19 protein-coding genes and 1 riboswitch are annotated in these 20,224 nt (G+C 71.4%); of the genes, 15 read left to right on the top strand and 4 right to left on the bottom strand.

Annotation, left to right across the window (positions count from 1 at the left end; genetic code table 11):
- Positions 1-4 precede the first annotated feature (4 nt).
- From D3105_RS01895 to D3105_RS34420, 13 genes are all read left to right on the top strand, one after another.
- Positions 5-877 (top strand): glycosyltransferase family 2 protein, encoded by an 873-nt coding sequence (locus D3105_RS01895; RefSeq protein WP_206272618.1) that lies wholly within the window; start codon positions 5-7, stop codon positions 875-877.
- Positions 878-978: 101 nt separating this feature from the next.
- On the top strand, positions 979-1,908 hold the full coding sequence (locus tag D3105_RS01890) for an ABC transporter permease (protein WP_118899328.1): 930 nt from the start codon (positions 979-981) through the stop codon (positions 1,906-1,908).
- Complete coding sequence (locus D3105_RS01885; RefSeq protein WP_030711508.1) at positions 1,901-2,686, top strand: ABC transporter ATP-binding protein; 786 nt, start codon at positions 1,901-1,903, stop codon at positions 2,684-2,686. The genes D3105_RS01890 and D3105_RS01885 overlap by 8 nt, the downstream gene beginning before the upstream one ends.
- Before the next feature lie 415 nt (positions 2,687-3,101).
- Positions 3,102-4,013, top strand: coding sequence for a squalene synthase HpnC (gene hpnC, locus D3105_RS01880; protein ID WP_118899326.1), 912 nt, complete (start codon positions 3,102-3,104; stop codon positions 4,011-4,013).
- A gap of 29 nt (positions 4,014-4,042) precedes the next feature.
- A complete protein-coding gene (hpnD, locus tag D3105_RS01875; protein ID WP_206272615.1) occupies positions 4,043-4,963 on the top strand; it encodes a presqualene diphosphate synthase HpnD in 921 nt (306 codons plus the stop codon).
- Positions 4,964-5,081: 118 nt separating this feature from the next.
- Positions 5,082-6,467 carry a hydroxysqualene dehydroxylase HpnE gene (gene hpnE / locus D3105_RS01870; protein ID WP_118899324.1) on the top strand — a complete coding sequence of 462 codons (1,386 nt, stop codon included), beginning with the start codon at positions 5,082-5,084 and terminating at the stop codon, positions 6,465-6,467.
- Positions 6,464-7,567 (top strand): polyprenyl synthetase family protein, encoded by a 1,104-nt coding sequence (locus D3105_RS01865; RefSeq protein WP_206272613.1) that lies wholly within the window; start codon positions 6,464-6,466, stop codon positions 7,565-7,567. The genes hpnE and D3105_RS01865 overlap by 4 nt, the downstream gene beginning before the upstream one ends.
- 107 nt (positions 7,568-7,674) lie before the next feature.
- A complete protein-coding gene (gene shc / locus D3105_RS01860) occupies positions 7,675-9,675 on the top strand; it encodes a squalene--hopene cyclase (RefSeq protein WP_118899320.1) in 2,001 nt (666 codons plus the stop codon).
- Positions 9,675-10,322, top strand: coding sequence for a 1-hydroxy-2-methyl-2-butenyl 4-diphosphate reductase (locus D3105_RS01855; RefSeq protein WP_118899317.1), 648 nt, complete (start codon positions 9,675-9,677; stop codon positions 10,320-10,322). The genes shc and D3105_RS01855 overlap by 1 nt, the downstream gene beginning before the upstream one ends.
- A gap of 5 nt (positions 10,323-10,327) precedes the next feature.
- Positions 10,328-11,347: an adenosyl-hopene transferase HpnH gene (hpnH, locus tag D3105_RS01850; protein ID WP_118899315.1), complete on the top strand. Its 1,020-nt coding sequence runs from the start codon at positions 10,328-10,330 to the stop codon at positions 11,345-11,347.
- Entirely contained in the window at positions 11,344-12,741 is a 1,398-nt protein-coding gene (locus tag D3105_RS01845) for an aspartate aminotransferase family protein (RefSeq protein WP_118899313.1), read from the top strand. The genes hpnH and D3105_RS01845 overlap by 4 nt, the downstream gene beginning before the upstream one ends.
- Before the next feature lie 64 nt (positions 12,742-12,805).
- Positions 12,806-13,414 carry a helix-turn-helix domain-containing protein gene (locus D3105_RS01840; protein WP_118899311.1) on the top strand — a complete coding sequence of 203 codons (609 nt, stop codon included), beginning with the start codon at positions 12,806-12,808 and terminating at the stop codon, positions 13,412-13,414.
- Positions 13,415-13,478: 64 nt separating this feature from the next.
- Positions 13,479-13,652, top strand: coding sequence for a DUF6126 family protein (locus D3105_RS34420; protein ID WP_165890947.1), 174 nt, complete (start codon positions 13,479-13,481; stop codon positions 13,650-13,652).
- A gap of 34 nt (positions 13,653-13,686) precedes the next feature.
- Here D3105_RS34420 and D3105_RS01835 read toward each other — a convergent pair whose 3' ends face one another.
- Positions 13,687-14,499, bottom strand: coding sequence for a tyrosine-protein phosphatase (locus D3105_RS01835; RefSeq protein WP_118899309.1), 813 nt, complete (start codon positions 14,497-14,499; stop codon positions 13,687-13,689).
- A gap of 444 nt (positions 14,500-14,943) precedes the next feature.
- A riboswitch (cyclic di-AMP (ydaO/yuaA leader) is annotated at positions 14,944-15,104 on the top strand.
- A 3-nt stretch (positions 15,105-15,107) separates the two neighbouring features.
- Here D3105_RS01835 and D3105_RS01830 point away from each other — a divergent pair.
- Together D3105_RS01830 and D3105_RS01825 are read left to right on the top strand one after the other, a co-directional pair.
- On the top strand, positions 15,108-16,055 hold the full coding sequence (locus D3105_RS01830) for a M23 family metallopeptidase (RefSeq protein ID WP_118899306.1): 948 nt from the start codon (positions 15,108-15,110) through the stop codon (positions 16,053-16,055).
- Positions 16,056-16,217: 162 nt separating this feature from the next.
- Positions 16,218-17,057 (top strand): SGNH/GDSL hydrolase family protein, encoded by an 840-nt coding sequence (locus D3105_RS01825; protein ID WP_118899303.1) that lies wholly within the window; start codon positions 16,218-16,220, stop codon positions 17,055-17,057.
- Between the two features lie 21 nt (positions 17,058-17,078).
- On the opposite strand, the gene D3105_RS01820 is transcribed toward D3105_RS01825, so the two are convergent.
- Genes D3105_RS01820 through D3105_RS01810 form a run of 3 tightly spaced genes read right to left on the bottom strand, consistent with a single transcriptional unit; the run spans position 17,079 to position 20,216 of the window.
- Positions 17,079-17,996, bottom strand: coding sequence for an STM4011 family radical SAM protein (locus tag D3105_RS01820; protein ID WP_118899301.1), 918 nt, complete (start codon positions 17,994-17,996; stop codon positions 17,079-17,081).
- Positions 17,997-18,003: 7 nt separating this feature from the next.
- The gene (locus D3105_RS01815; protein WP_118899299.1) at positions 18,004-19,389 is read right to left on the bottom strand and encodes an STM4012 family radical SAM protein; all 1,386 of its coding nucleotides are present in this window, start codon (positions 19,387-19,389) and stop codon (positions 18,004-18,006) included.
- Positions 19,386-20,216: an STM4013/SEN3800 family hydrolase gene (locus D3105_RS01810; protein WP_118899297.1), complete on the bottom strand. Its 831-nt coding sequence runs from the start codon at positions 20,214-20,216 to the stop codon at positions 19,386-19,388. Before D3105_RS01810 ends, D3105_RS01815 begins: the two co-directional genes overlap by 4 nt.
- Positions 20,217-20,224: the final 8 nt, after the last annotated feature.

Below are 20,224 nucleotides of genomic sequence, written 5' to 3'. Positions count from 1 at the left end.
TCCCATGAAACTGGGCGCGGTGATCATCACCATGGGCAACCGCCCGGACGAGCTCCGCGCCCTCCTCGATTCGGTCACCGCCCAGCACGGTGACCGAATCGAGGTCGTGGTGGTCGGCAACGGCGCCCCGGTCCCCGACGTGCCCGCCGGGGTGCGCACGGTGGAGCTGCCCGAGAACCTGGGCATCCCCGGCGGCCGCAACGTCGGCATCGAGGCGTTCGGCCCCTGCGGGGCGGACGTGGACGCGCTGCTCTTCCTGGACGACGACGGGCTGCTCCCGAACCGGGACACCGCGGAGCTGTGCCGGCAGGCCTTCGAGGCGGACCCGCAGCTCGGGATCGTCACCTTCCGCATCGCCGACCCGGAGACCGGCGCCACCCAGCGGCGGCACGTGCCCCGGCTGCGGGCCGCGGACCCGATGCGCTCCTCGCGCGTCACGACGTTCCTCGGCGGCGCCAACGCCGTACGCACCAAGGTCATCGCCGAGGTCGGCCCGCTGCCCGAGGACTTCTTCTACGCCCACGAGGAGACGGACCTCGCCTGGCGGGCGCTGGACGCGGGCTGGATGATCGACTACCGGGCCGACATGGTCCTGAACCACCCCACCACCGCCCCGTCCCGGCACGCGGTCTACCACCGCATGGTCGCCCGCAACCGGGTCTGGCTCGCCCGCCGGAACCTGCCCGCCCCGCTGGTCCCCCTCTACACGGGGGTCTGGCTGCTGCTGACCCTGGTCAGGCGCCCGTCCCGGCCGGCGCTCAAGGCATGGTTCGGCGGATTCCGGGAAGGCTGGACGGCCCCTTGCGGAACCCGGCGCCCGATGAAGTGGCGTACGGTGTGGCGGCTGACGAGGCTGGGCCGACCTCCGGTCATCTGAGACGCTTTCCTCTGAGAGCATGAGGCGTATTTTCTTTCCGGAACCTGTCCGCCTGAGCCGCGCCCGCGACTGGCTGCGCGTGAAGACGAGAGTTTCAACTTGTGAGTGACACGACCCACGACGGTGGGGTAGCCCTCGGGACCCCGCCGTCCGCCGACGAGAGCCTCGACGCGGCCCAGCTGGCCGCCAAGTACGGCCTGACCGTGAGCGGCGCCCGGCCGGGGCTGTTCGCGTACATGCGACAGCTCTGGGGCCGACGCCACTTCATCCTGGCCTTCTCCCGGGCGAAACTGACCGCCCAGTACAGCCAGGCCAAACTGGGCCAGCTGTGGCAAGTGGTCACACCCCTGCTGAACGCCTGTGTCTATTACCTGATCTTCGGCCTGATCCTGGGGACCAGGGAGGGGATCCCCCACGACGTCTTCGTGCCGTTCCTGGTCACCGGCGTCTTCGTCTTCACCTTCACCCAGAGCTCGGTGATGGCGGGTGTCCGGTCGATCTCCGGCAACCTCGGCCTGGTCCGGGCTCTCCACTTCCCCCGGGCCTCGCTGCCCATCTCCTTCTCGCTCCAGCAGCTCCAGCAACTGCTCTTCTCGATGATCGTGCTGGTCGCGGTCGCCGTGATCTTCGGCAGCTACCCCTCGCTGTCGTGGCTCCTGGTGATCCCCGCCCTGCTTCTCCAGTTCGTCTTCAACACGGGCCTGGCCCTCGTCATGGCGCGGCTCGGCTCCAAGACCCCCGACCTCGCGCAGCTGATGCCGTTCATCATGCGCACCTGGATGTACGCCTCGGGCGTCATGTTCTCCATCCCGGTGATGCTGAAGGACAAGCCGCAGTGGATCGCGGACGTGCTCCAGTACAACCCGGCGGCGATCTACATGGACCTGGTCCGCTTCGCCATGATCGACGGGTACGGCTCCGAGAACCTGCCGGACCACGTCTGGGCCGTCGGCCTGGGCTGGGCGGTGCTGCTGGGGGTCGTGGGATTCGTGTACTTCTGGAAGGCGGAGGAGCGGTACGGCCGTGGCTGACGACAACGCGCAGGGGCGCATCCCCACGGTGATCGCCGACGACGTGCACATCGTGTACCGGGTCAACGGCGCGGGCGGCGGCCGGGGCAGCGCCACCGCCGCGCTGAGCCGCATGGTGCGGCGCGGCAAGGGCGAGCCGCGCGGCGTCCGCAAGGTGCACGCCGTGCGCGGTGTCTCCTTCACCGCCTACCGCGGCGAGGCCATCGGCCTCATCGGCACCAACGGCTCCGGAAAGTCGACGCTGCTGCGGGCCATCGCCGGTCTGCTGCCGACCGAATCCGGCCATGTGTACACCGACGGCCAGCCCTCGCTGCTCGGCGTGAACGCGGCCCTGATGAGCGACCTCACCGGCGAGCGCAACGTTGTGCTGGGCGGTCTGGCCATGGGGATGACCCAGGCCGAGATCCGCTCCCGCTACCAGGAGATCGTCGACTTCTCCGGCATCAACGAGAAGGGCGACTTCATCACACTGCCGATGCGGACGTACTCCTCCGGCATGGCGGCGCGGCTGCGCTTCTCCATCGCCGCGGCCAAGAACCACGACGTCCTCATGATCGACGAGGCGCTGGCCACCGGTGACCGCAAGTTCCGGATCCGCTCCGAGGAGCGGATCCGCGAGCTGCGCAAGGAGGCGGGCACGGTCTTCCTGGTCAGCCACAACAACAAGTCGATCAGGGACACCTGCGACCGTGCGCTCTGGCTGGAAAAGGGCGAGCTGCTGATGGACGGCCCCACCGAGGAAGTCCTCAAGGCGTACGAGCGCGAGACGGGCAAGTAGCCCGAGCCCCTTCCGTGGCCCCCCGCCGGACCGGTCCGGCGGGGGGCCGTGCGGTGCCCGTTGCCGGGCAGGCCCCCCGCAGTAGGGGCCCGGGGCCGATCTCCTCCCGGCGGATGACGTCAAGTCAGCCGTGCGCGGGGAAGGTTGACAGGTACCGCCGGGACGCGGTCGCGGGCGCTCCACCCCGCCGACCCCCTGTGAGCTGTACGACGTAAGCTGGAGCGGTGCTGATTCATGGCAAGTAGGGCGATACGCCGCTCCACCGACGCTCTGCCGCAGTGCACTCGGAAGGCTGGGCGGCGTGTCCGAAAAGGGTTGTTTTGGGTCAGCAGTGTAGAACGGGAGATGTGACGGCAATGACGGAAGATCTCCAGCTCCGACGTGGTTTCGCCGTCCCCGCGCCGGGTGGTCCGCAGTGACCTCGACCCCCGCGGCGCGCACCGGCGACGCCACCCTCGGCAAGGCCGCGGACGAGAACTTCCCCGTGGCGCCCTTCTTCCTGCCCCGCGCCTGGCGCGGCGACCTGATGGCGGTCTACGGATTCGCCCGGCTCGTCGACGACATCGGCGACGGCGACCTCGTCCCCGGCGGCGCGGACGCCCGCCACCTCGGCCTGGAGCCGGAGCAGAGCGAGGACCGCCTCGCCATGCTCGACGCCCTGGAGACCGACCTACGCCGGGTCTTCGCCGCCACCGGCGAGGAGCCGCACCACCCCCTGCTGCGCAACCTGCGCCCCACCGCGCGGCGCCGCGCGCTCACCCCCGACCCCTTCCTCGGTCTGATCGAGGCGAACCGCCAGGACCAGAAGGTACGCCGCTACGGCACCTACGCCGAGCTCGCCGCCTACTGCGAGCTCTCCGCGAACCCCGTCGGCCGCCTGGTCCTCGCCCTCACCGGCACCACCAGCCCCGAACGCGTCCGCCGCTCCGACGCGGTCTGCACCGCACTCCAGATCGTCGAGCACCTCCAGGACGTCGCCGAGGACCTGGAACGCGACCGGATCTATCTGCCCGCCGAGGACATGGAGCGCTTCCGGGTCACCGAATCCGACCTGGCCGCGCCCTCCGCCGGAGCCTCCGTCCGCGCCCTGATCGCGTACGAGGCGCAGCGCGCGAGCGACCTGTTGGACGAGGGCCCCCCGCTGGTGGGCAGCGTCGACGGCAGGCTGAAACTGCTCCTCGCCGGATTCGTCGGGGGCGGCCGCAGCGCGCTCACGGCGATCTCGGCCGCCGGGTTCGACGTCCTGCCCGGACCGCCCAAGGCCACCAAGCCCAGCCTGCTGCGTGAAGTGGGAACCGTCTTGCGAAGAGCGCGTGGAGAGAGGTGAGCCGGACCGTGGAGGGACAGACGACGTACATGTCGCCGCCGGTGCAGGCCGCATACAGTTACTGCGAAGCCGTCACCGGACAGCAGGCCCGTAACTTCGCCTACGGCATCAGGCTGCTGCCGTACGAGAAGCGGCAGGCCATGTCGGCGCTGTACGCCTTCTCCCGTCGGGTCGACGACATCGGCGACGGGGAGCTGGACGCGGGGACCAAGCGGACCCGGCTGGAGAGCACCCGCGAGCTGCTCGACCGGGTCCGGCACGGCAAGGTCGAGGAGGACGACACCGACCCGGTGGCCGTCGCGCTCGCCGACGCCGCCCGCCGCTTCCCGCTCCCGCTCGGCGGCCTCGACGAGCTCATCGACGGCGTCCTGATGGACGTACGCGGGGCGACCTACGAGACCTGGGACGACCTCAAGGCCTACTGCCGGTGCGTCGCCGGAGCCATCGGACGCCTCAGCCTCGGCGTCTTCGGCACCGCTCCGGGCGCCCGCGGGGCCGAGTGCGCCGCGGAGTACGCCGACACCCTCGGCCTCGCCCTCCAGCTCACCAACATCCTGCGCGACGTCCGCGAGGACGCGGGCAACGGGCGCACCTACCTGCCCGCGGACGACCTGGCCAAATTCGGCTGCTCGGCAGGGTTCCACCGGGCCACCCCGCCCCCCGGGTCCGACTTCGCCGGTCTCATCCACTTCGAGGTCCGCCGCGCCCGCGCCCTGTTCGCCGAGGGCTACCGGCTGCTGCCGATGCTCGACCGCCGCAGCGGCGCCTGCGTCGCCGCGATGGCCGGGATCTACCGCCGCCTTCTCGACCGGATCGAGCGCGACCCCGAGGCCGTCCTGCGCGGCCGGGTCTCCCTGCCCGGCCACGAGAAGGCCTACGTTGCGGTGCGTGGCCTGTCCGGCCTCGACGCCCGCCACATCTCGCGACTCACCGCCAGGGGGCGAGCCTGATGCGGCTGTGCGGCTCCGGCCCCGGGGCAACCCTCCGGTGGCCCGACGCGTCACCGACTGCGACGATCTGCAGGGTCAGGACCCGGCAGACAGCCACGACCCGGCGGGAGGGGCAGGCATGAGCGACGAGAGCGAGCGCCCCGTCGGCGTCGTCGTCGGCGGTGGCCTCGCCGGGGTGACGGCGGCCCTCCGCCTCGCCGATGCCGGACTCGACGTGACCCTCCTGGAAGGCCGGCCCCGCCTGGGCGGCCTCGCCTTCTCCTTCCAGCGCGGCGACCTCACCGTCGACAACGGCCAGCACGTCTACCTGCGCTGCTGCACCGGCTACCGCTGGTTCCTCGACCGCATCGACGCCGCGCACCTGGCCCCGCTCCAGGACCGTCTGGACGTGCCCGTGCTGGACGTCGGCCGGGCCGCCGGGCCGCGCCTGGGACGGATCCGCCGCACCGCCCTGCCCGTACCGCTGCACCTGGCAGGGGGCCTCGCCGCCTATCCGCACCTCTCGCTCGCCGAGAAGGCCGCCGTGGGACGGGCCGCCCTGGCGCTCGGCCGGCTCGACCCCGCCGACCCCGAGCTGGACCGGATCGACTTCGCCGGCTGGCTGCGCCGGCACGGCCAGTCCGAGCGCGCCATCGAGGCGCTCTGGGACCTCGTCGGCGTCGCCACCCTGAACGCCACCGCCCCGGACGCCTCCATGGCGCTCGCGGCGAAGGTCTTCAAGACCGGCCTGCTCTCCGACCCCGGCGCCGCCGACATCGGCTGGGCGACCGTCCCCCTCGGCGACCTGCACGACACCCTCGCCCGCAAGGCCCTGGACACCGCGGGCGTCCGCACCGAACTGCGCGCCAAGGTCGGCTCCCTCACCCGCACCGAGGACGGCCGCTGGAGTGTCGAGAGGGCGGGGGAGCGGATCACCGCCGACACCGTCGTGCTGGCCGTGCCGCAGACCGAGACCCACGACCTGCTGCCCCCGGGCGCGCTGGACGAGCCGGAGCTGCTGCTCGACATCGACAACGCGCCGATCCTCAACGTGCACGTCATCTACGACCGCAAGGTGCTCCGCAGGCCGTTCTTCGCCGCGATCGGCTCCCCGGTCCAGTGGGTCTTCGACCGCACCCACTCCTCGGGCCTCAAGGGCCCCGGGCAGTATCTGGCGGTCTCGCAGTCGGCCGCACAGGCCGAGATCGACCTTCCCGTCGCCGAACTGCGCTCCCGCTACCTGCCCGAGCTGGAGCGGCTGCTGCCCGCCGCCCGCGGCGCGGGCATCCGCGACTTCTTCGTCACCCGGGAGCGCACCGCCACCTTCGCGCCCGCCCCGGGCGTCGGGCGGCTGCGCCCCGGCCCCCGCACCCGGCTGCCCGGCCTCCAGCTGGCCGGGGCCTGGACCGACACCGGCTGGCCCGCGACGATGGAGGGTGCCGTGCGCAGCGGCGGCGCCGCCGCCGACGCGGCCCTCCATGACCTCGGCCGCCCCCCAGGACATCCGCTGCAGGAGGCGGCATGAGCAGTACCACCGGAACAAGAGGAGAGTCTGTGACCCCGGCGAATCCGGCTTACGACACCGTGGCTGACACCGCGGACGTCACCGCGCTTCTGGAGCGCGGACGAGCCCTGTCAGCGCCGGTCCTGCGGGCTGCCGTGGACCGGCTCGCGCCGCCCATGGACACCGTCGCCGCGTACCACTTCGGCTGGATCGACGCCGAGGGCAGGCCCTCGGACGGCGACGGCGGCAAGGCCGTACGCCCCGCGCTCGCCCTGCTGTCCGCCGAGGCGGCGGGCGCCCCGGCCGAGGCCGGTATCCCCGGCGCCGTGGCCGTCGAACTCGTGCACAACTTCTCGCTGCTGCATGACGACCTGATGGACGGCGACGAACAGCGCCGCCACCGCGACACCGTATGGAAGGTGCACGGCCCCGCCCAGGCGATCCTGGTCGGCGACGCGCTCTTCGCCCTCGCCTACGACCTGCTGCTGGAGCTCGGCACGGTCGAGGCGGGCCGCGCGGCCCGCCGACTGACCACCGCCTCCCGCAAGCTCATCGACGGGCAGGCCCAGGACATCTCCTACGAGCACCGCGAGCGGGTCACCGTCGAGGAATGCCTGGAGATGGAGGGAAACAAGACCGGCGCCCTGCTGGCCTGCGCCGTCTCCATCGGCGCGGTGCTCGGCGGCGCCGACGACCGCACCGCCGACACCCTGGAGGCGTACGGCTACCACCTCGGCCTCGCCTTCCAGGCCGTCGACGACCTGCTCGGCATCTGGGGCGACCCGGAGTCCACCGGCAAGCAGACCTGGAGCGACCTGCGCCAGCGCAAGAAGTCCCTGCCGGTCGTCGCCGCGCTCGCCGCGGGCGGCGAGGCCTCCGAGCGCCTGGGCGAACTGCTCGCCGCCGACGCCAAGAGCAACGACTTCGACAGCTTCTCCGAAGAGGAGTTCGCCGCCCGCGCGGCGCTCATCGAGGAGGCGGGCGGCCGCGAGTGGACCGCCCAGGAGGCCCGCCGTCAGCACGCGATCGCCATCGAGGCGCTGCACGCCGTCGACATGCCCCACCGGGTGCGGGAGCAGCTCACCGAGCTCGCCGACTTCGTGGTGGTACGAAAGAGATGATCACTTTCTCCATATGACTCGCAGTCGCCGGCCGGCGCCCTCACCAGGGCGCCGGCCGACGGAGACCCCAGCACAGCAGAGAACCGACTGCACGTAAGGGGAAGCTCATGACAGCGACGACCGACGGATCGACCGGGGCCGCGAACATCACCGGGTCCCCCGCCGACGATCCGACCGACACGAGAACCGCCGCCGAGGATGTCACCGACGTCGCGCGGCAGGCCGCGGAACGCTCCGTGAAGCACCTCCTCGGCAGACAGGACGAGCAGGGCTGGTGGAAGGGCGACCTCGCCACCAACGTCACGATGGACGCCGAGGACCTGCTCCTGCGTCAGTTCCTCGGTATCCAGGACCCCGGGACCACCCGGGCCGCGGCCCTTTTCATCCGCGGCGAACAGCTCGGTGACGGCACCTGGAACACCTTCTACGGCGGACCCGGCGACCTCTCCGCCACGATCGAGGCGTACGTCGCCCTGCGGCTGGCCGGGGACCGACCCGACGAGCCGCACATGGCCCGCGCCTCCGGCTGGATCCGGGACCAGGGCGGCATCGCCGCCGCCCGCGTCTTCACCCGCATCTGGCTGGCTCTGTTCGGCTGGTGGAAGTGGGACGACCTCCCCGAACTCCCGCCCGAGCTGATGTTCTTCCCCAAGTGGGTCCCGCTCAACATCTACGACTTCGGCTGCTGGGCCCGGCAGACCATCGTGCCGCTCACCATCGTCTCCGCGAAGCGCCCCGTACGCCCCGCGCCCTTCGCCCTGGACGAGCTGCACACCGACCCGGACCACCCCAACCCGCCCAGGAAGCTTGCCCCGCCCACCAGTTGGGACGGACTCTTCCAGCGCCTCGACAAAGGGCTGCACCTCTACCACAAGGTCGCCCCGCGCCCGCTGCGCCGTATCGCGATGAACGTGGCCGCCCGCTGGATCATCGAACGCCAGGAGAACGACGGCTGCTGGGGCGGGATCCAGCCGCCGGCCGTCTACTCGGTCATCGCTCTGCACCTCCTCGGCTACGATCTCGACCACCCGGTGATGAAGGCCGGCCTGGCCTCCCTCGACCGGTTCGCCGTCCACCGCGAGGACGGCGCCCGCATGATCGAGGCCTGCCAGTCGCCCGTCTGGGACACCTGCCTGGCCACCATCGCGCTGGCCGACGCCGGGCTCAGACCCGACCACCCCGCCCTGGTGAAGGCGGCCGACTGGATGCTCGCCGAGGAGATCACCAGACCCGGCGACTGGTCGGTCCGCAAACCCGAACTGCCCCCGGGCGGCTGGGCGTTCGAGTTCCACAACGACAACTACCCGGACATCGACGACACCGCCGAAGTCGTCCTGGCGCTGCGCCGGGTGCGCCACCCCGACCCCGCCCGGCTGGAGTCCGCCATCGCCCGCGGGGTCCGCTGGAACCTCGGAATGCAGTCCCGCAACGGAGCCTGGGGAGCGTTCGACGCCGACAACACCAGCCCCTTCCCCAACCGGCTGCCCTTCTGCGACTTCGGCGAGGTCATCGACCCCCCGTCGGCCGACGTCACCGGCCATGTCGTGGAGATGCTCGCCGTCGAGGGGCTCGCCAACCACCCCCGTACCCGCGAGGGCATCGAGTGGCTGCTCGCCGAACAGGAGGCGTGCGGCGCCTGGTTCGGCCGCTGGGGCGTCAACTACGTCTACGGCACCGGGTCCGTGGTGCCCGCCCTGATCACCGCCGGACTGCCCGCGGGACACCCCGCGATCCGCCGCGCCGTCGACTGGCTGGAGTCCGTCCAGAACGACGACGGCGGCTGGGGCGAGGACCTGCGCTCCTACCAGGAGGAGAAGTGGATCGGGCACGGTGAGTCCACCGCCTCCCAGACCGCCTGGGCGCTGCTCGCCCTCCTCGCCGCGGGACGCCGGGACACCGCCTCCGTCACCCGGGGCGTCACCTGGCTGACCGAGGCGCAGCAGGCCGACGGCTCCTGGGACGAGCCGTATTTCACCGGCACCGGATTCCCCTGGGACTTCTCGATCAACTACCACCTCTACCGCCAGGTCTTCCCCCTCACCGCACTCGGGCGCTATGTGTACGGCGACCCGTTCGCGGACCGCCCGGACGCCGCCGAGGAGGCCTGATGAGCGGTCCGCGGGGGCCCGGGAGCCCCGTGACGCCGCTGCTGGTCGCCTGCGCCCTCGGCATCGAGCAGGTGGCCCTGCGCAGCGGCAGGGGCGCCCCGGGCCCGGTCCGGGTGCTGCGCACCGGAATGGGCCCCCGGGCGGCGGAGGCGGCCGTGGCGCGCCTCCTCGGCCCCGGAGGGCTCCCCGACGCCGCCGTGATCGCCTCCGGCTTCTGCGCCGGACTCGCCCCGGGGATGCACCCCGGGGACCTCGTCGTCGCCGAGGAGACCCGGGACGCGGACGGCACCACCCCCTGCACGGGCACCGGCGTCCTGGTCGCCGCCCTCACCCGCGCCCTCCCCGGCCGCAGGGTCCACACCGGCCCGCTGACCGGCTCCGACCACGTCGTACGGGGGCCCGAGCGGGCCGCGCTGCGGGCGAGCGGGGCCATCGCGGTCGACATGGAGTCCGCCGCGACACTGCGTACCGCCCTGTGTCACGGACCGCGCCCGGTTGCGGCCGTCCGGGTGGTCGTGGACGCTCCTGAGCATGAGCTCGTCCGTATCGGCACGGTCCGCGGTGGAATATCGGCGTTCCGCGTACTTCGTGCCGTCCTTCCGGCTTTCTATGAATGGCACCGATCTTTACTGCTCCCCAGGAGGTGAGCTAGATGGCCATGCCGCTCCGCCAGACCATCAAGGTTGCGACGTATCTCTTCGAACAGAAGCTCCGCAAGCGTGAGAAGTTCCCGCTGATCGTCGAGCTGGAGCCGTTGTTCGCCTGCAACCTCGCCTGCGAGGGATGCGGCAAGATCCAGCACCCGGCCGGTGTCCTGAAGCAGCGCATGCCGGTCGCCCAGGCGGTGGGCGCGGTGCTCGAATCCGGGGCCCCCATGGTGTCCATCGCCGGTGGTGAGCCGCTGATGCATCCGCAGATCGACGAGATCGTGCGCCAGCTCGTCGCCCGGAAGAAGTACGTCTTCCTCTGCACCAACGCGATGCTGATGCGGAAGAAGCTCGACAAGTTCACCCCGTCCCCGTACTTCGCCTTCGCCGTGCACATCGACGGGCTGCGCGAGCGGCACGACGAGTCGGTCGCCAAGGAAGGCGTCTTCGACGAGGCCGTCGCCGCGATGAAGGAGGCCAAGCGGCGCGGCTTCCGCGTCACCACCAACTCCACCTTCTTCAACACCGACACCCCGCAGACCATCATCGAGGTCCTCAACTACCTCAACGACGACCTGCACGTCGACGAAATGATGATCTCGCCCGCCTACGCCTACGAGAAGGCCCCCGACCAGGAGCACTTCCTCGGCGTCGAGCAGACCCGCGAACTGTTCAAGAAGGCCTTCGCGGGCGGCAACCGGGCCCGCTGGCGGCTCAACCACTCGCCGCTCTTCCTGGACTTCCTGGAGGGCAAGGCGGACTTCCCGTGCACCGCCTGGGCGATCCCGAACTACTCGCTCTTCGGCTGGCAGCGCCCCTGCTACCTGATGAGCGACGGCTACGTACCGACGTACCGTCAGCTCATCGAGGAGACCGACTGGGAGAAGTACGGCCGGGGCAAGGACCCGCGCTGCGCCAACTGCATGGCGCACTGCGGCTACGAGCCCACCGCCGTGCTCGCCACCATGGGATCGCTCAAGGAGTCCCTGCGCGCGGCACGGGAGAGCGTGGGCGGCAACCGGTGACGGACGGCGGGCCGGGCGGCTTCGACCTGGGACGGCTCCTGGCCGAGCGCGGGGCCGAACGGTACGAGCTGCATGCGCGGCACCTCAACCACCAGTTGCCGCGCATGCTGCACACCATCGGCTTCGACAAGGTCTACGAGCGGGCCGAGGGCGCGTACTTCTGGGACGCGGAGGGCAACGACTACCTCGACATGCTCGCCGGGTTCGGCGTCATGGGGATCGGCCGGCACCACCCGGTCGTCCGCAAGGCCCTCCATGACGTGCTCGACGCCCAGCTCGCCGACCTGACCCGCTTCGACTGCCAGCCGCTGCCCGGACTGCTGGCCGAGAAGCTGCTGACCCACAGCCCGCACCTGGACCGCGTCTTCTTCGGCAACAGCGGCACGGAAGCGGTCGAGACGGCGCTCAAGTTCGCCCGGTACGCCACGGGGAAGCCCAGGGTCCTCTACTGCGACCATGCCTTCCACGGCCTCACCACGGGATCCCTCTCGGTCAACGGGGAGAGCGGCTTCCGTGACGGCTTCGCCCCGCTGCTCCCCGACACGGCCGTCCCGCTCGGCGACCTCGACGCGCTGCGCCGCGAGCTGAAGCGGGGCGACGTCGCGGCCCTGGTCGTCGAGCCGATCCAGGGCAAGGGCGTCCACGCCGCGCCGCCCGGCTATCTGCGCGAGGCCCAGGAGCTGCTGCACCGGCACAAGGCGCTCCTGATCGCCGACGAGGTCCAGACGGGTCTCGGCCGCACCGGGGACTTCTACGCCTACCAGCACGAGGAGGGGGTGGAGCCCGATCTGGTCTGCGTGGCCAAGGCCCTCTCCGGCGGCTATGTGCCGGTCGGTGCGACCATCGGCAAGGACTGGATCTTCCGCAAGGTCTACTCCTCGATGGACCGGGTCCTCGTCCACTCCGCGAGCTTCGGTTCCAACGCCCAGGCGATGGCGGCCGGGCTCGCCGTCCTGACGGTGATGGAGGACGAGGAGACCGTTGCGAACGCCCGGCGGACCGGTGATCTGCTGCGCGAGCGGCTGGCCGCCCTGGTGGGCCGCTACGAACTGCTGCACGAGGTGCGCGGCCGCGGGCTGATGATCGGCATCGAGTTCGGCAGGCCCACCTCGCTGAAGCTCCGCAGCCGCTGGACCATGCTCCAGGCGGCCCGCAGGGGCCTCTTCGCCCAGATGGTCGTGGTGCCGCTGCTCCAGAAGCACCGCATCCTCACCCAGGTCTCCGGCGACCACCTGGAAGTGATCAAGCTGATCCCGCCGCTGGTCATCGGGGACGCGGAGGTGGACCGGTTCGTGGAGGCGTTCACCTCCGTCATGGAGGACGCGCACAGCGGCGGCGGGCTGATGTGGGACTTCGGCCGGACGCTGGTCAAGCAGGCTGTGGCCAACCGCTGACCCCGGGCTTTGCCTCTGAGGCAAGTTATTTGCCTCAGAGGAAAAGTCCTGGCCCAATAGAGGCATGAACCCTCCGGACGAAGGGGCGCCGGACGAGCTCCCCGGCGTCGCACCCCGACTGCGCGATCTGCGCCGTGCCCGCGGCCTCACCCTGGAGACCGCGGCCCAGCGGGCCGGGCTCTCCCCGGCCCATCTCTCCCGGCTGGAGACCGGCAGGCGGCAGCCCTCGCTGCCCATGCTGCTGGGACTCGCCCGCATCTACGGTACGACGGTCTCCGAGTTGCTCGGCGAGCAGCCGCCCGAACGGGACGCGATCATCCGCGGCGGCGGCTTCGAGGGGACGGAGGCCGACGGCTGGATGTACCGGCAGGCGGGCGGCTCCGGCCGCGCGATGCAGGCGCTGCGGGTGCGCGTCCCGTACGGCGCCCAGGGCGACCTGGTCCGGGTCCACCCCGGTGAGGAGTGGCTGTACGTCCTGGAGGGCCGGCTGCGGGTCGGGCTCGGCGACACCGTCCACGACCTCGAACCCGGCGACAGCGCCCACTTCGACTCGCTCACCCCGCACCGGATCGCGGCCGTCGACCGCTGCGGCGCGGAGCTGCTCTTCGTCCACTCCCTGCTGCAGAGTCCCGCCGCCGAGCTCTGTCTGGGCAGCGGACTGCACCCGCGCTGACCGGCCGTTCCCGCCGGCCCCACCCTTCACTCCACCGGCCGCGAGGCCGACAGAGAGGACCGTCATGTCCGATTCCGAGCACTACGACCCGCTGGGCCCCGGACGCCGGCCGAACGAGGACCCGCAGGAGAAGCGGATGCCGCGGGGCGTCATCATCCGGCTCTTCGCCTATCTGGTGGCGGGCCATGTCGTCGCGGCCTTCCTCTACCTGCTCTTCGTGGTGGCCGGGAGCAAGTGACGCGCCGCCCGGGGGCGAACGGTTGCCGGAGGGGTCAGCCCTCGTCGAGCAGCCGCTCCCGCAGACGCTCCCGGGTCTCGGGGGAGATCTTCAGCCCCTCGGACAGATAGCGGTCCGTCGTTCCCCAGTTCTCCTCGATGGCCGCGAAGGCCGCCGCGAGATAGGCGGGCCGCGCCCCGAACAGCGGGTCCAGCAGCTCCAGCACCTCGGGCGACATGCCGGCCCCGGAGGGATCGGAACGCTTCACCTTGTACCGGCGGTGGAGGTCGTTGGACTTGAGGTAGTCCTCCTCGATCGCCTCCGGCAGGACGCCGACCGCGAGCAGGGCGACCGCGATCGAGAGTCCGGCCCGGTCCTTTCCCGCCGCGCAGTGCATCAGCGCCGGGATGCTGTCCTCGGCCAGGGCGTGCAGGACCCGGCTGTGCTCGGCGGTGCGGTCCTCGATCGTCGCGCGGTACATCCGGATCATGCGGTCGACGCCCTTGCCGCCCGAGAGGACCGAACGCAGCTGCTCGATGTTCCCGCTGCCCACCAGCCGCCAGAACTCCGCGCCGTCGGCCGGGTCCGAGAGCGGAATGCTGACATTGCGGACACCGGTCAGCTCGATGTCGAACCCGTCGAGCCGGTGGTCGGCGGAGTGGCGGAAGTCGAAGATCGTGTGCAGCCCCAGTCCGCCGAGGAAGGCCGCGTCCTCGGCGGTGGCGTGCGCCAGGTGGCCGCTGCGGTAGAGCCGACCGAAGGCGGTGCGCCGCCCGTCCGTCGTGGGGAGCCCGCCCACATCGCGGAAGTTACGGACTCCGGTCAGCACGGTCTCTGTCGGCGGGACCTGCGGCACCTGCTGTGTCACGGGGGCTCCTGGGATCTCGGGCGTCGGCGCGGCTCTCCGGCGAGGGCGCTCCCGTGACGATACGACATCGGATCGACGGAAAATCATCACGGTTGCCTCCCCGGCGACGGGTGCCGGGGAGGCCGGGCTGACCCGGCGTCAGCCGTGCCGCTCGCGGCATGTCCGTATTGGTGCATTTCGCAGAACATGCCCCGCTAATGGGGGAGATGAGATTCAGGAGGTGAGCGGGATCATATCCGTGACGGTCCGTGGTGACCGCGCCGTCGGGCATTCCCGTTACCCGTACGGAAATCCAAGATCCGTGATCCACGGAGTGTGACGGGAAATCCGGAGCGATATCGAATCGATGATTCCGCGGCGCAACCGATGGCTTGTTCCGCCCGTCCTGACCGGTTTACGGTCACCGTCAATCCGGACGGATCGCCTAATCCTGCCGCCGCCCGGAATTCGCACCCACCCACTCACGTGTGGCAGGAGCGGGGGAACCAGGTAAGCCGCCGATCCGGAGTGATCCGGACCGGCTAGGGGTGAAGTCGCCGCAACGCGACCGGGCATCTCCAGCCCGAACCCGACAGCTCACCTCGCAGGCGCCGGAGAGGAACTTCCCCATGCCCGCAAAGGGTAAGCACCGTCGTCCGAAGTCCGGCCCGATCTCCCGCGGCGTCCTTGCGGCAGGGACCGGCGGCGCCGCACTCGCCCTCCCGCTCATCGGCGCCACCGCCGCGAACGCCGCGGACCAGGCCGCCAAGCCGGCCGCCGCCTCGGTCGCCGCGCACACCGCTCCGGCCGCCGCCCCCGCCGCGTCGAAGGCCGCCCCCAAGACGTACGCCGTGGTCGCCGGCGACTACCTGTCGAAGATCGCCGCCGAGCACCAGCTGAAGGGCGGGTGGGAGAAGCTCTACCAGGACAACCGCTCCACCGTCGGCGACAACCCCAGCCTGATCCACCCGGGCATGAAGCTGACCCTCGGCGCCAAGGGCTCTGCCCCGGCCGAGAAGTCCGCCGCTCCCAAGGCCGCCCCGAAGAAGGCCGAACCGGCCCCGAAGGCCGCGCCGAAGGAAGAGGCCCCGAAGGGCGACAGCATCTCCGCCGACGACTCCGAGGGCTCCGGCACCTCGGCGCAGACCGGCTCCTCCGAGGCCACCGGCTCCGGCTGGTCCGCCCCGCTGGCCAACGCCAACGTCACCACCCAGTACCGCGCTTCCGGCGCCAGCTGGTCCAGCGGCTACCACACCGGCTCGGACTTCCAGGCCGCCTCCGGCACCCCCGTCCTCGCCATCGGCCCGGGCACCGTCGTCTCGGCCGGCAACAGCGGCTCGTACGGCAACGAGGTCGTCATCAAGCACGAGGACGGCATGTACTCCCAGTACGCCCACCAGTCCTCGCTGAACGTCTCGGTCGGCCAGACCGTCACCGGCGGCCAGCAGATCGGCCTCTCCGGCTCCACCGGCAACTCCACCGGCCCGCACCTGCACTTCGAGGTCCGCACCGGCCCGAGCTACGGTTCGGACGTCGACCCGATCGCCTACCTGCGTCAGCACGGCGTCTCCCTCTGACCGAGCGGCGGCGAGAAGTGTCCGAGGGGCGGTGCGCGGCGACGCACCGCCCCTCGCTTTATTCCGGGTTTACCGAAAACTGACCGGGTGGTCTATCTCACCACCCGTCAACCCCGTATTACGGTCGCGTAGGTCACATCGGACGATGCAGGATAAGTCCTTGTGGCAGACGATTCGAGAAACAACCAGCAGCACACCATCGGGTCGTACGCGGCGATCGGCGACAGTTTCACCGAGGGCGTCGGCGACCCCGGTCCCGACGGGACCTTCGTCGGGTGGGCGGACCGCTTCGCGGTGCTCCTCGCCGACCGGCTCCCGGCCCCCGACCCGGCCGGCCCCGAGGGCGCCCCGTACGAGGACTCCCCGCACGGGGACTTCCGCTACGCCAATCTCGCCGTACGAGGACGTCTCCTCGACCAGATCGTCGAGGAACAGGTCCCGCGCGCCAAGGAACTGGCCCCCGACCTGGTCAGCTTCTGCGCAGGCGGCAACGACATCATCCGGCCGGGCGCCGACCCCGACGATCTCGCCGAGCGCTTCGAGCGGGCCGTCGCCGATCTGAGCAACGCCGTCGGCACGGTCATGGTCACCACCGGCTTCGACACCCGGGGCGTTCCGGTGCTGCGCCACATGCGCGGCAAGATCGCCACGTACAACGTCCATCTGCGGGCCATCGCCGACCGCTACCAGTGCCCCGTGCTGGACCTGTGGTCGCTGCGCTCCGTCCAGGACCGCCGTGCGTGGGACGCCGACCGGCTGCACCTGTCGCCCGAGGGCCACACCCGCGTCGCGCTCCGCGCCGCCCAGGTCCTCGGCCACGAGGTGCCCGCCGATCCCGACCAGCCCTGGCCGCCGCAGGCCCAGCGCAGCCCCTTCGACGAGCGGCGTGACAACATCCAGTGGGCCCGCGAATACCTGGTGCCCTGGATCGGCCGACGGCTGCGCGGCGAGTCCTCCGGCGACCACGTCGAGGCCAAGCGCCCGGACCTGCTGCCGCTGTAGCAGGCCCCTCAGGGGACCGGCTCAGGGCTCCAGCAGGGGAAGCGCGCGCCGGGACGGGTTCGGAACGACGAGCCCGTCCGGCGGCGTGCCCGTGCCGTAGGCGGCCGGTATCCGCTCCAGGACACCGCCGGCGAACACGTCGTACAGCGGCAGCGACTCCAGATGCACATAGCCGATGTGGCAGTCGCACACGGCGAGCGGACACGCCCGCGGGCCGAGCGCCCGGCGGTAGCTGCCGTCGTAGAGATTGCCCAGCTCCGCCTTGACGAAGTGACAGCGCCGCACCGTGCCGTCCCCGTCCACCGAGATCACCGACTCGCCCGTCCGGCAGGGCAGTCCGGCCGAGCGGTGCGGATCACGGCTGTAGGGGAACAGCGGATCCAGCTCCGTCCAGCGCGCCGCCTCCTCGTCGGTGTACGTGTGCCCCTCGGCGGCGTTCACCCAGAGATAGACCGCGTCCGGCAACTCCGCCCGCAGTCGCCGCGCCTCGTCGAGATGCTCGTCGAACCCCACCACCCCGACGCTGTAGCGGATGCCCTGCGCGGACAGTGCCTGGCATTTGCTCAGAAAGCGGTCATACGGGGTCTGTCCCGGGTGGTACGTGCACCAGAGCGCGATCCGCTCCGGATCGGCGTCCGCCAGCCAGTCGGTGCGTCCGCTCAGGTTCGTCTGGATCGCGACCCGCTCGATGTGCGGCAGCCGCGACAGCTCGGTCAGCGCCCGCCGGTACCAGGAGCGCACCAGCCCCTCGCCCCACGGCGTGAACAGCACCGACAGCCGGTCGCCCGTCTGCGCCGACGCCCAGCCGGTGAACCGCTCCAGAGCCTCCCGGTCCGCCGTGAGCTGCGCGCGGCCGTCCCGCCGCTTGGCGAACGGGCAGTAGGGGCAGTCGTAGTCGCAGGAGGCGAGCGGTCCCCGGTAGAGAATCGTCAGGTCCATGTCCGGCTCACTTCCGCTCGTACGCGGCCATCGCCGCCCGCACCCCGGGGGAGAACAGCGCGGGACCCAGCGCGTCGGAGTGGGCGAGGCCCGACGGGGACAGCCTGAGCAGACCGTCCGGCGCCGACGTGTCCAGCCAGCCCCGTCGCGCGAACCCCGCCAGCTCGGCCGGGAAGTCCGCGCCCGGATCCGTGCCGAACCGGGCCCGGTACTCCGCCACCGGCAGCCCCGCCGCCTGGAGCAGCGACTGCATCAGATGCCGCCGACGCGCCTCGTCCGCGTCGACGTACCGGCCGACCTCGGCCCGGGAGAAGTCCTCGGTGGTGGTGAAACGGTCGATGATCGACCGGATCTCCCGCATGTCCACCGCGTAGTCGAAGGAGTAGTGGAGGGCGGAGGTGTACGAACGGGCCCCGCAGCCCAGGCCGATCATGCCGTCGGTCTGGCAGGCGTAGTCCTCCGGGCCCTCCTGTTCACGCGGGGCGTCGGACCGCCGGAACATCCGCATCGACACCTGCTCGTAGCCGTGCGCCAGCAGATGGTCCCGCCCCACCGCGTACAGCCGCAGCCGCTGCTCGTCCCAGGCGGCGTCCTCCAGGGCCTGCGCCTTGGGGCCGGTCACGGCCGGACCGAGGCGGTGCAGGCCGGTGAGCGGGCGCACGTACAGCGGATAGAGATACAGCTCCTCCGGCCGCCAGGCCAGCGCCGCGTCCAGCGAGGCGAGCCAGCTGCGCTCGGTCTGCCCGTCGATGCCGTAGATCAGGTCGATGTTCAGCACGGGGATCCGGGCGTCACGGATCCGGCCGAGCGCCGCTTCCACATCGGCGCGGCGCTGCGGACGGACGGCGGCCCGGGCCTCCTCGTCCACGAAGCTCTGCACACCGATGCTGATCCTCGTCGTGCCCCGGTCGGCCAGCACCGACAGCCGGTCGGCGGTTGCGGTGGACGGTGAGGTCTCCACGGACAGCGGGACCGCGCTCAGCTCGGCACCCATCCGCTTCTCGGCCATGTCGCAGAGCCGCTCCAGCTCCCCGGCGGTGAGGAACGTCGGCGTCCCGCCGCCGAACGCCGCCGCCGCGAACCGCACCGGCTCCTCGTCGCCCAGCGCCTCCCGCACTGCCAGGGCCTGCCGGTCCAGCGCGTCCAGATAGCGCGTCGTCAGCTCCTCGGGCGCGCCGATCCGGGTGAAGAGATTGCAGAAACCGCAGCGGACCTCGCAGAACGGTATGTGGAGATAGAGGGAGAGCGCGTCCTTCGGCTCCGCCGCCCAGAGCGACCGCAGGGCGGGGCGGTCCTCCAGCGGCCGGTAGGCCGTCTTGTGCGGATAGGCGTAGACGTAACTCTCGTACGGCCGGACGGCGGGCGGTGCGGGGGTGCCGGCGGTGATCGTCATCGGGCGGCCTCCGGCTCCGGGCTTGCGGATGGTTCGAGGAAGAAGTGGGCGTACGGGACGGTCCAGACGGCCGGGTGGCCGAGCCGGTGACCGGTGTAGCCGTCGTCGCCGTAGGCGGTGCCGTGGTCCGAGCAGACGATGGCGAAGCACCGGCGGCGGCTGCTCGCGGCGGCGAAGAGCCGGCCGATGTGCCGGTCCACGTACTCCAGGGCCGCCGCGTGCGTGGTCCGGGAGTCGCCGGCCTCGCGGGTCGCGCCGGGCAGATGGAACCAGTTCGGCTGGTGCAGGGCGGACACATTGACGAAGAGGAACAGCCGCTGTTCCCGGGGGAGCGCCGCGACGACCTCCTCCGCCCGCGCCACCTGCTCCTCGAACGAGGTGGGCGAGGCGACGCCGAAGCCGGGCTCCCAGTGGCTCTCCTGAAACATTCCGGGCAGCACCGAACCGAGCGGCCCCTGACGGTTGAAGAAGCCGACCCCGCCGATGCACACCGTGCGATAGCCCTCGGCGGCCAGCCCCGACACCAGATCCGGGGTGTCGAACACGAACGTGCCGTCGGCCGTCGTCTCACTGCCCGCGAACCGCGCCGCGAACAGCCGCGGGTGCGGCCCGGGGGAGGCGGGCGTCGGCAGGAATCCGGCGAACATCGCCTGGTGCGAGGCGTAGGTGAAGCTGCCCGGGGCGTGCCGCTCCTCCCAGCCGCCGCCGGGCAGATGCGGGGCCAGGTTGGGGATGCGCCCGGCGGCCGCCAGCTCGACGGCGACATCGTGGCGCAGGGTGTCCAGGGTGACCAGCAGCAGATCGTGGCTGCCCACGACCTCGCCCATGTCGGGCC

It is taken from the genome of Streptomyces globisporus, from assembly GCF_003501885.1.
Taxonomy (GTDB): Bacteria; Actinomycetota; Actinomycetes; order Streptomycetales; family Streptomycetaceae; genus Streptomyces; species Streptomyces globisporus_D.
The sequence above is the reverse complement of the archived record's forward strand: the minus strand, read 5'-3'. Positions and strand labels throughout refer to the sequence as shown.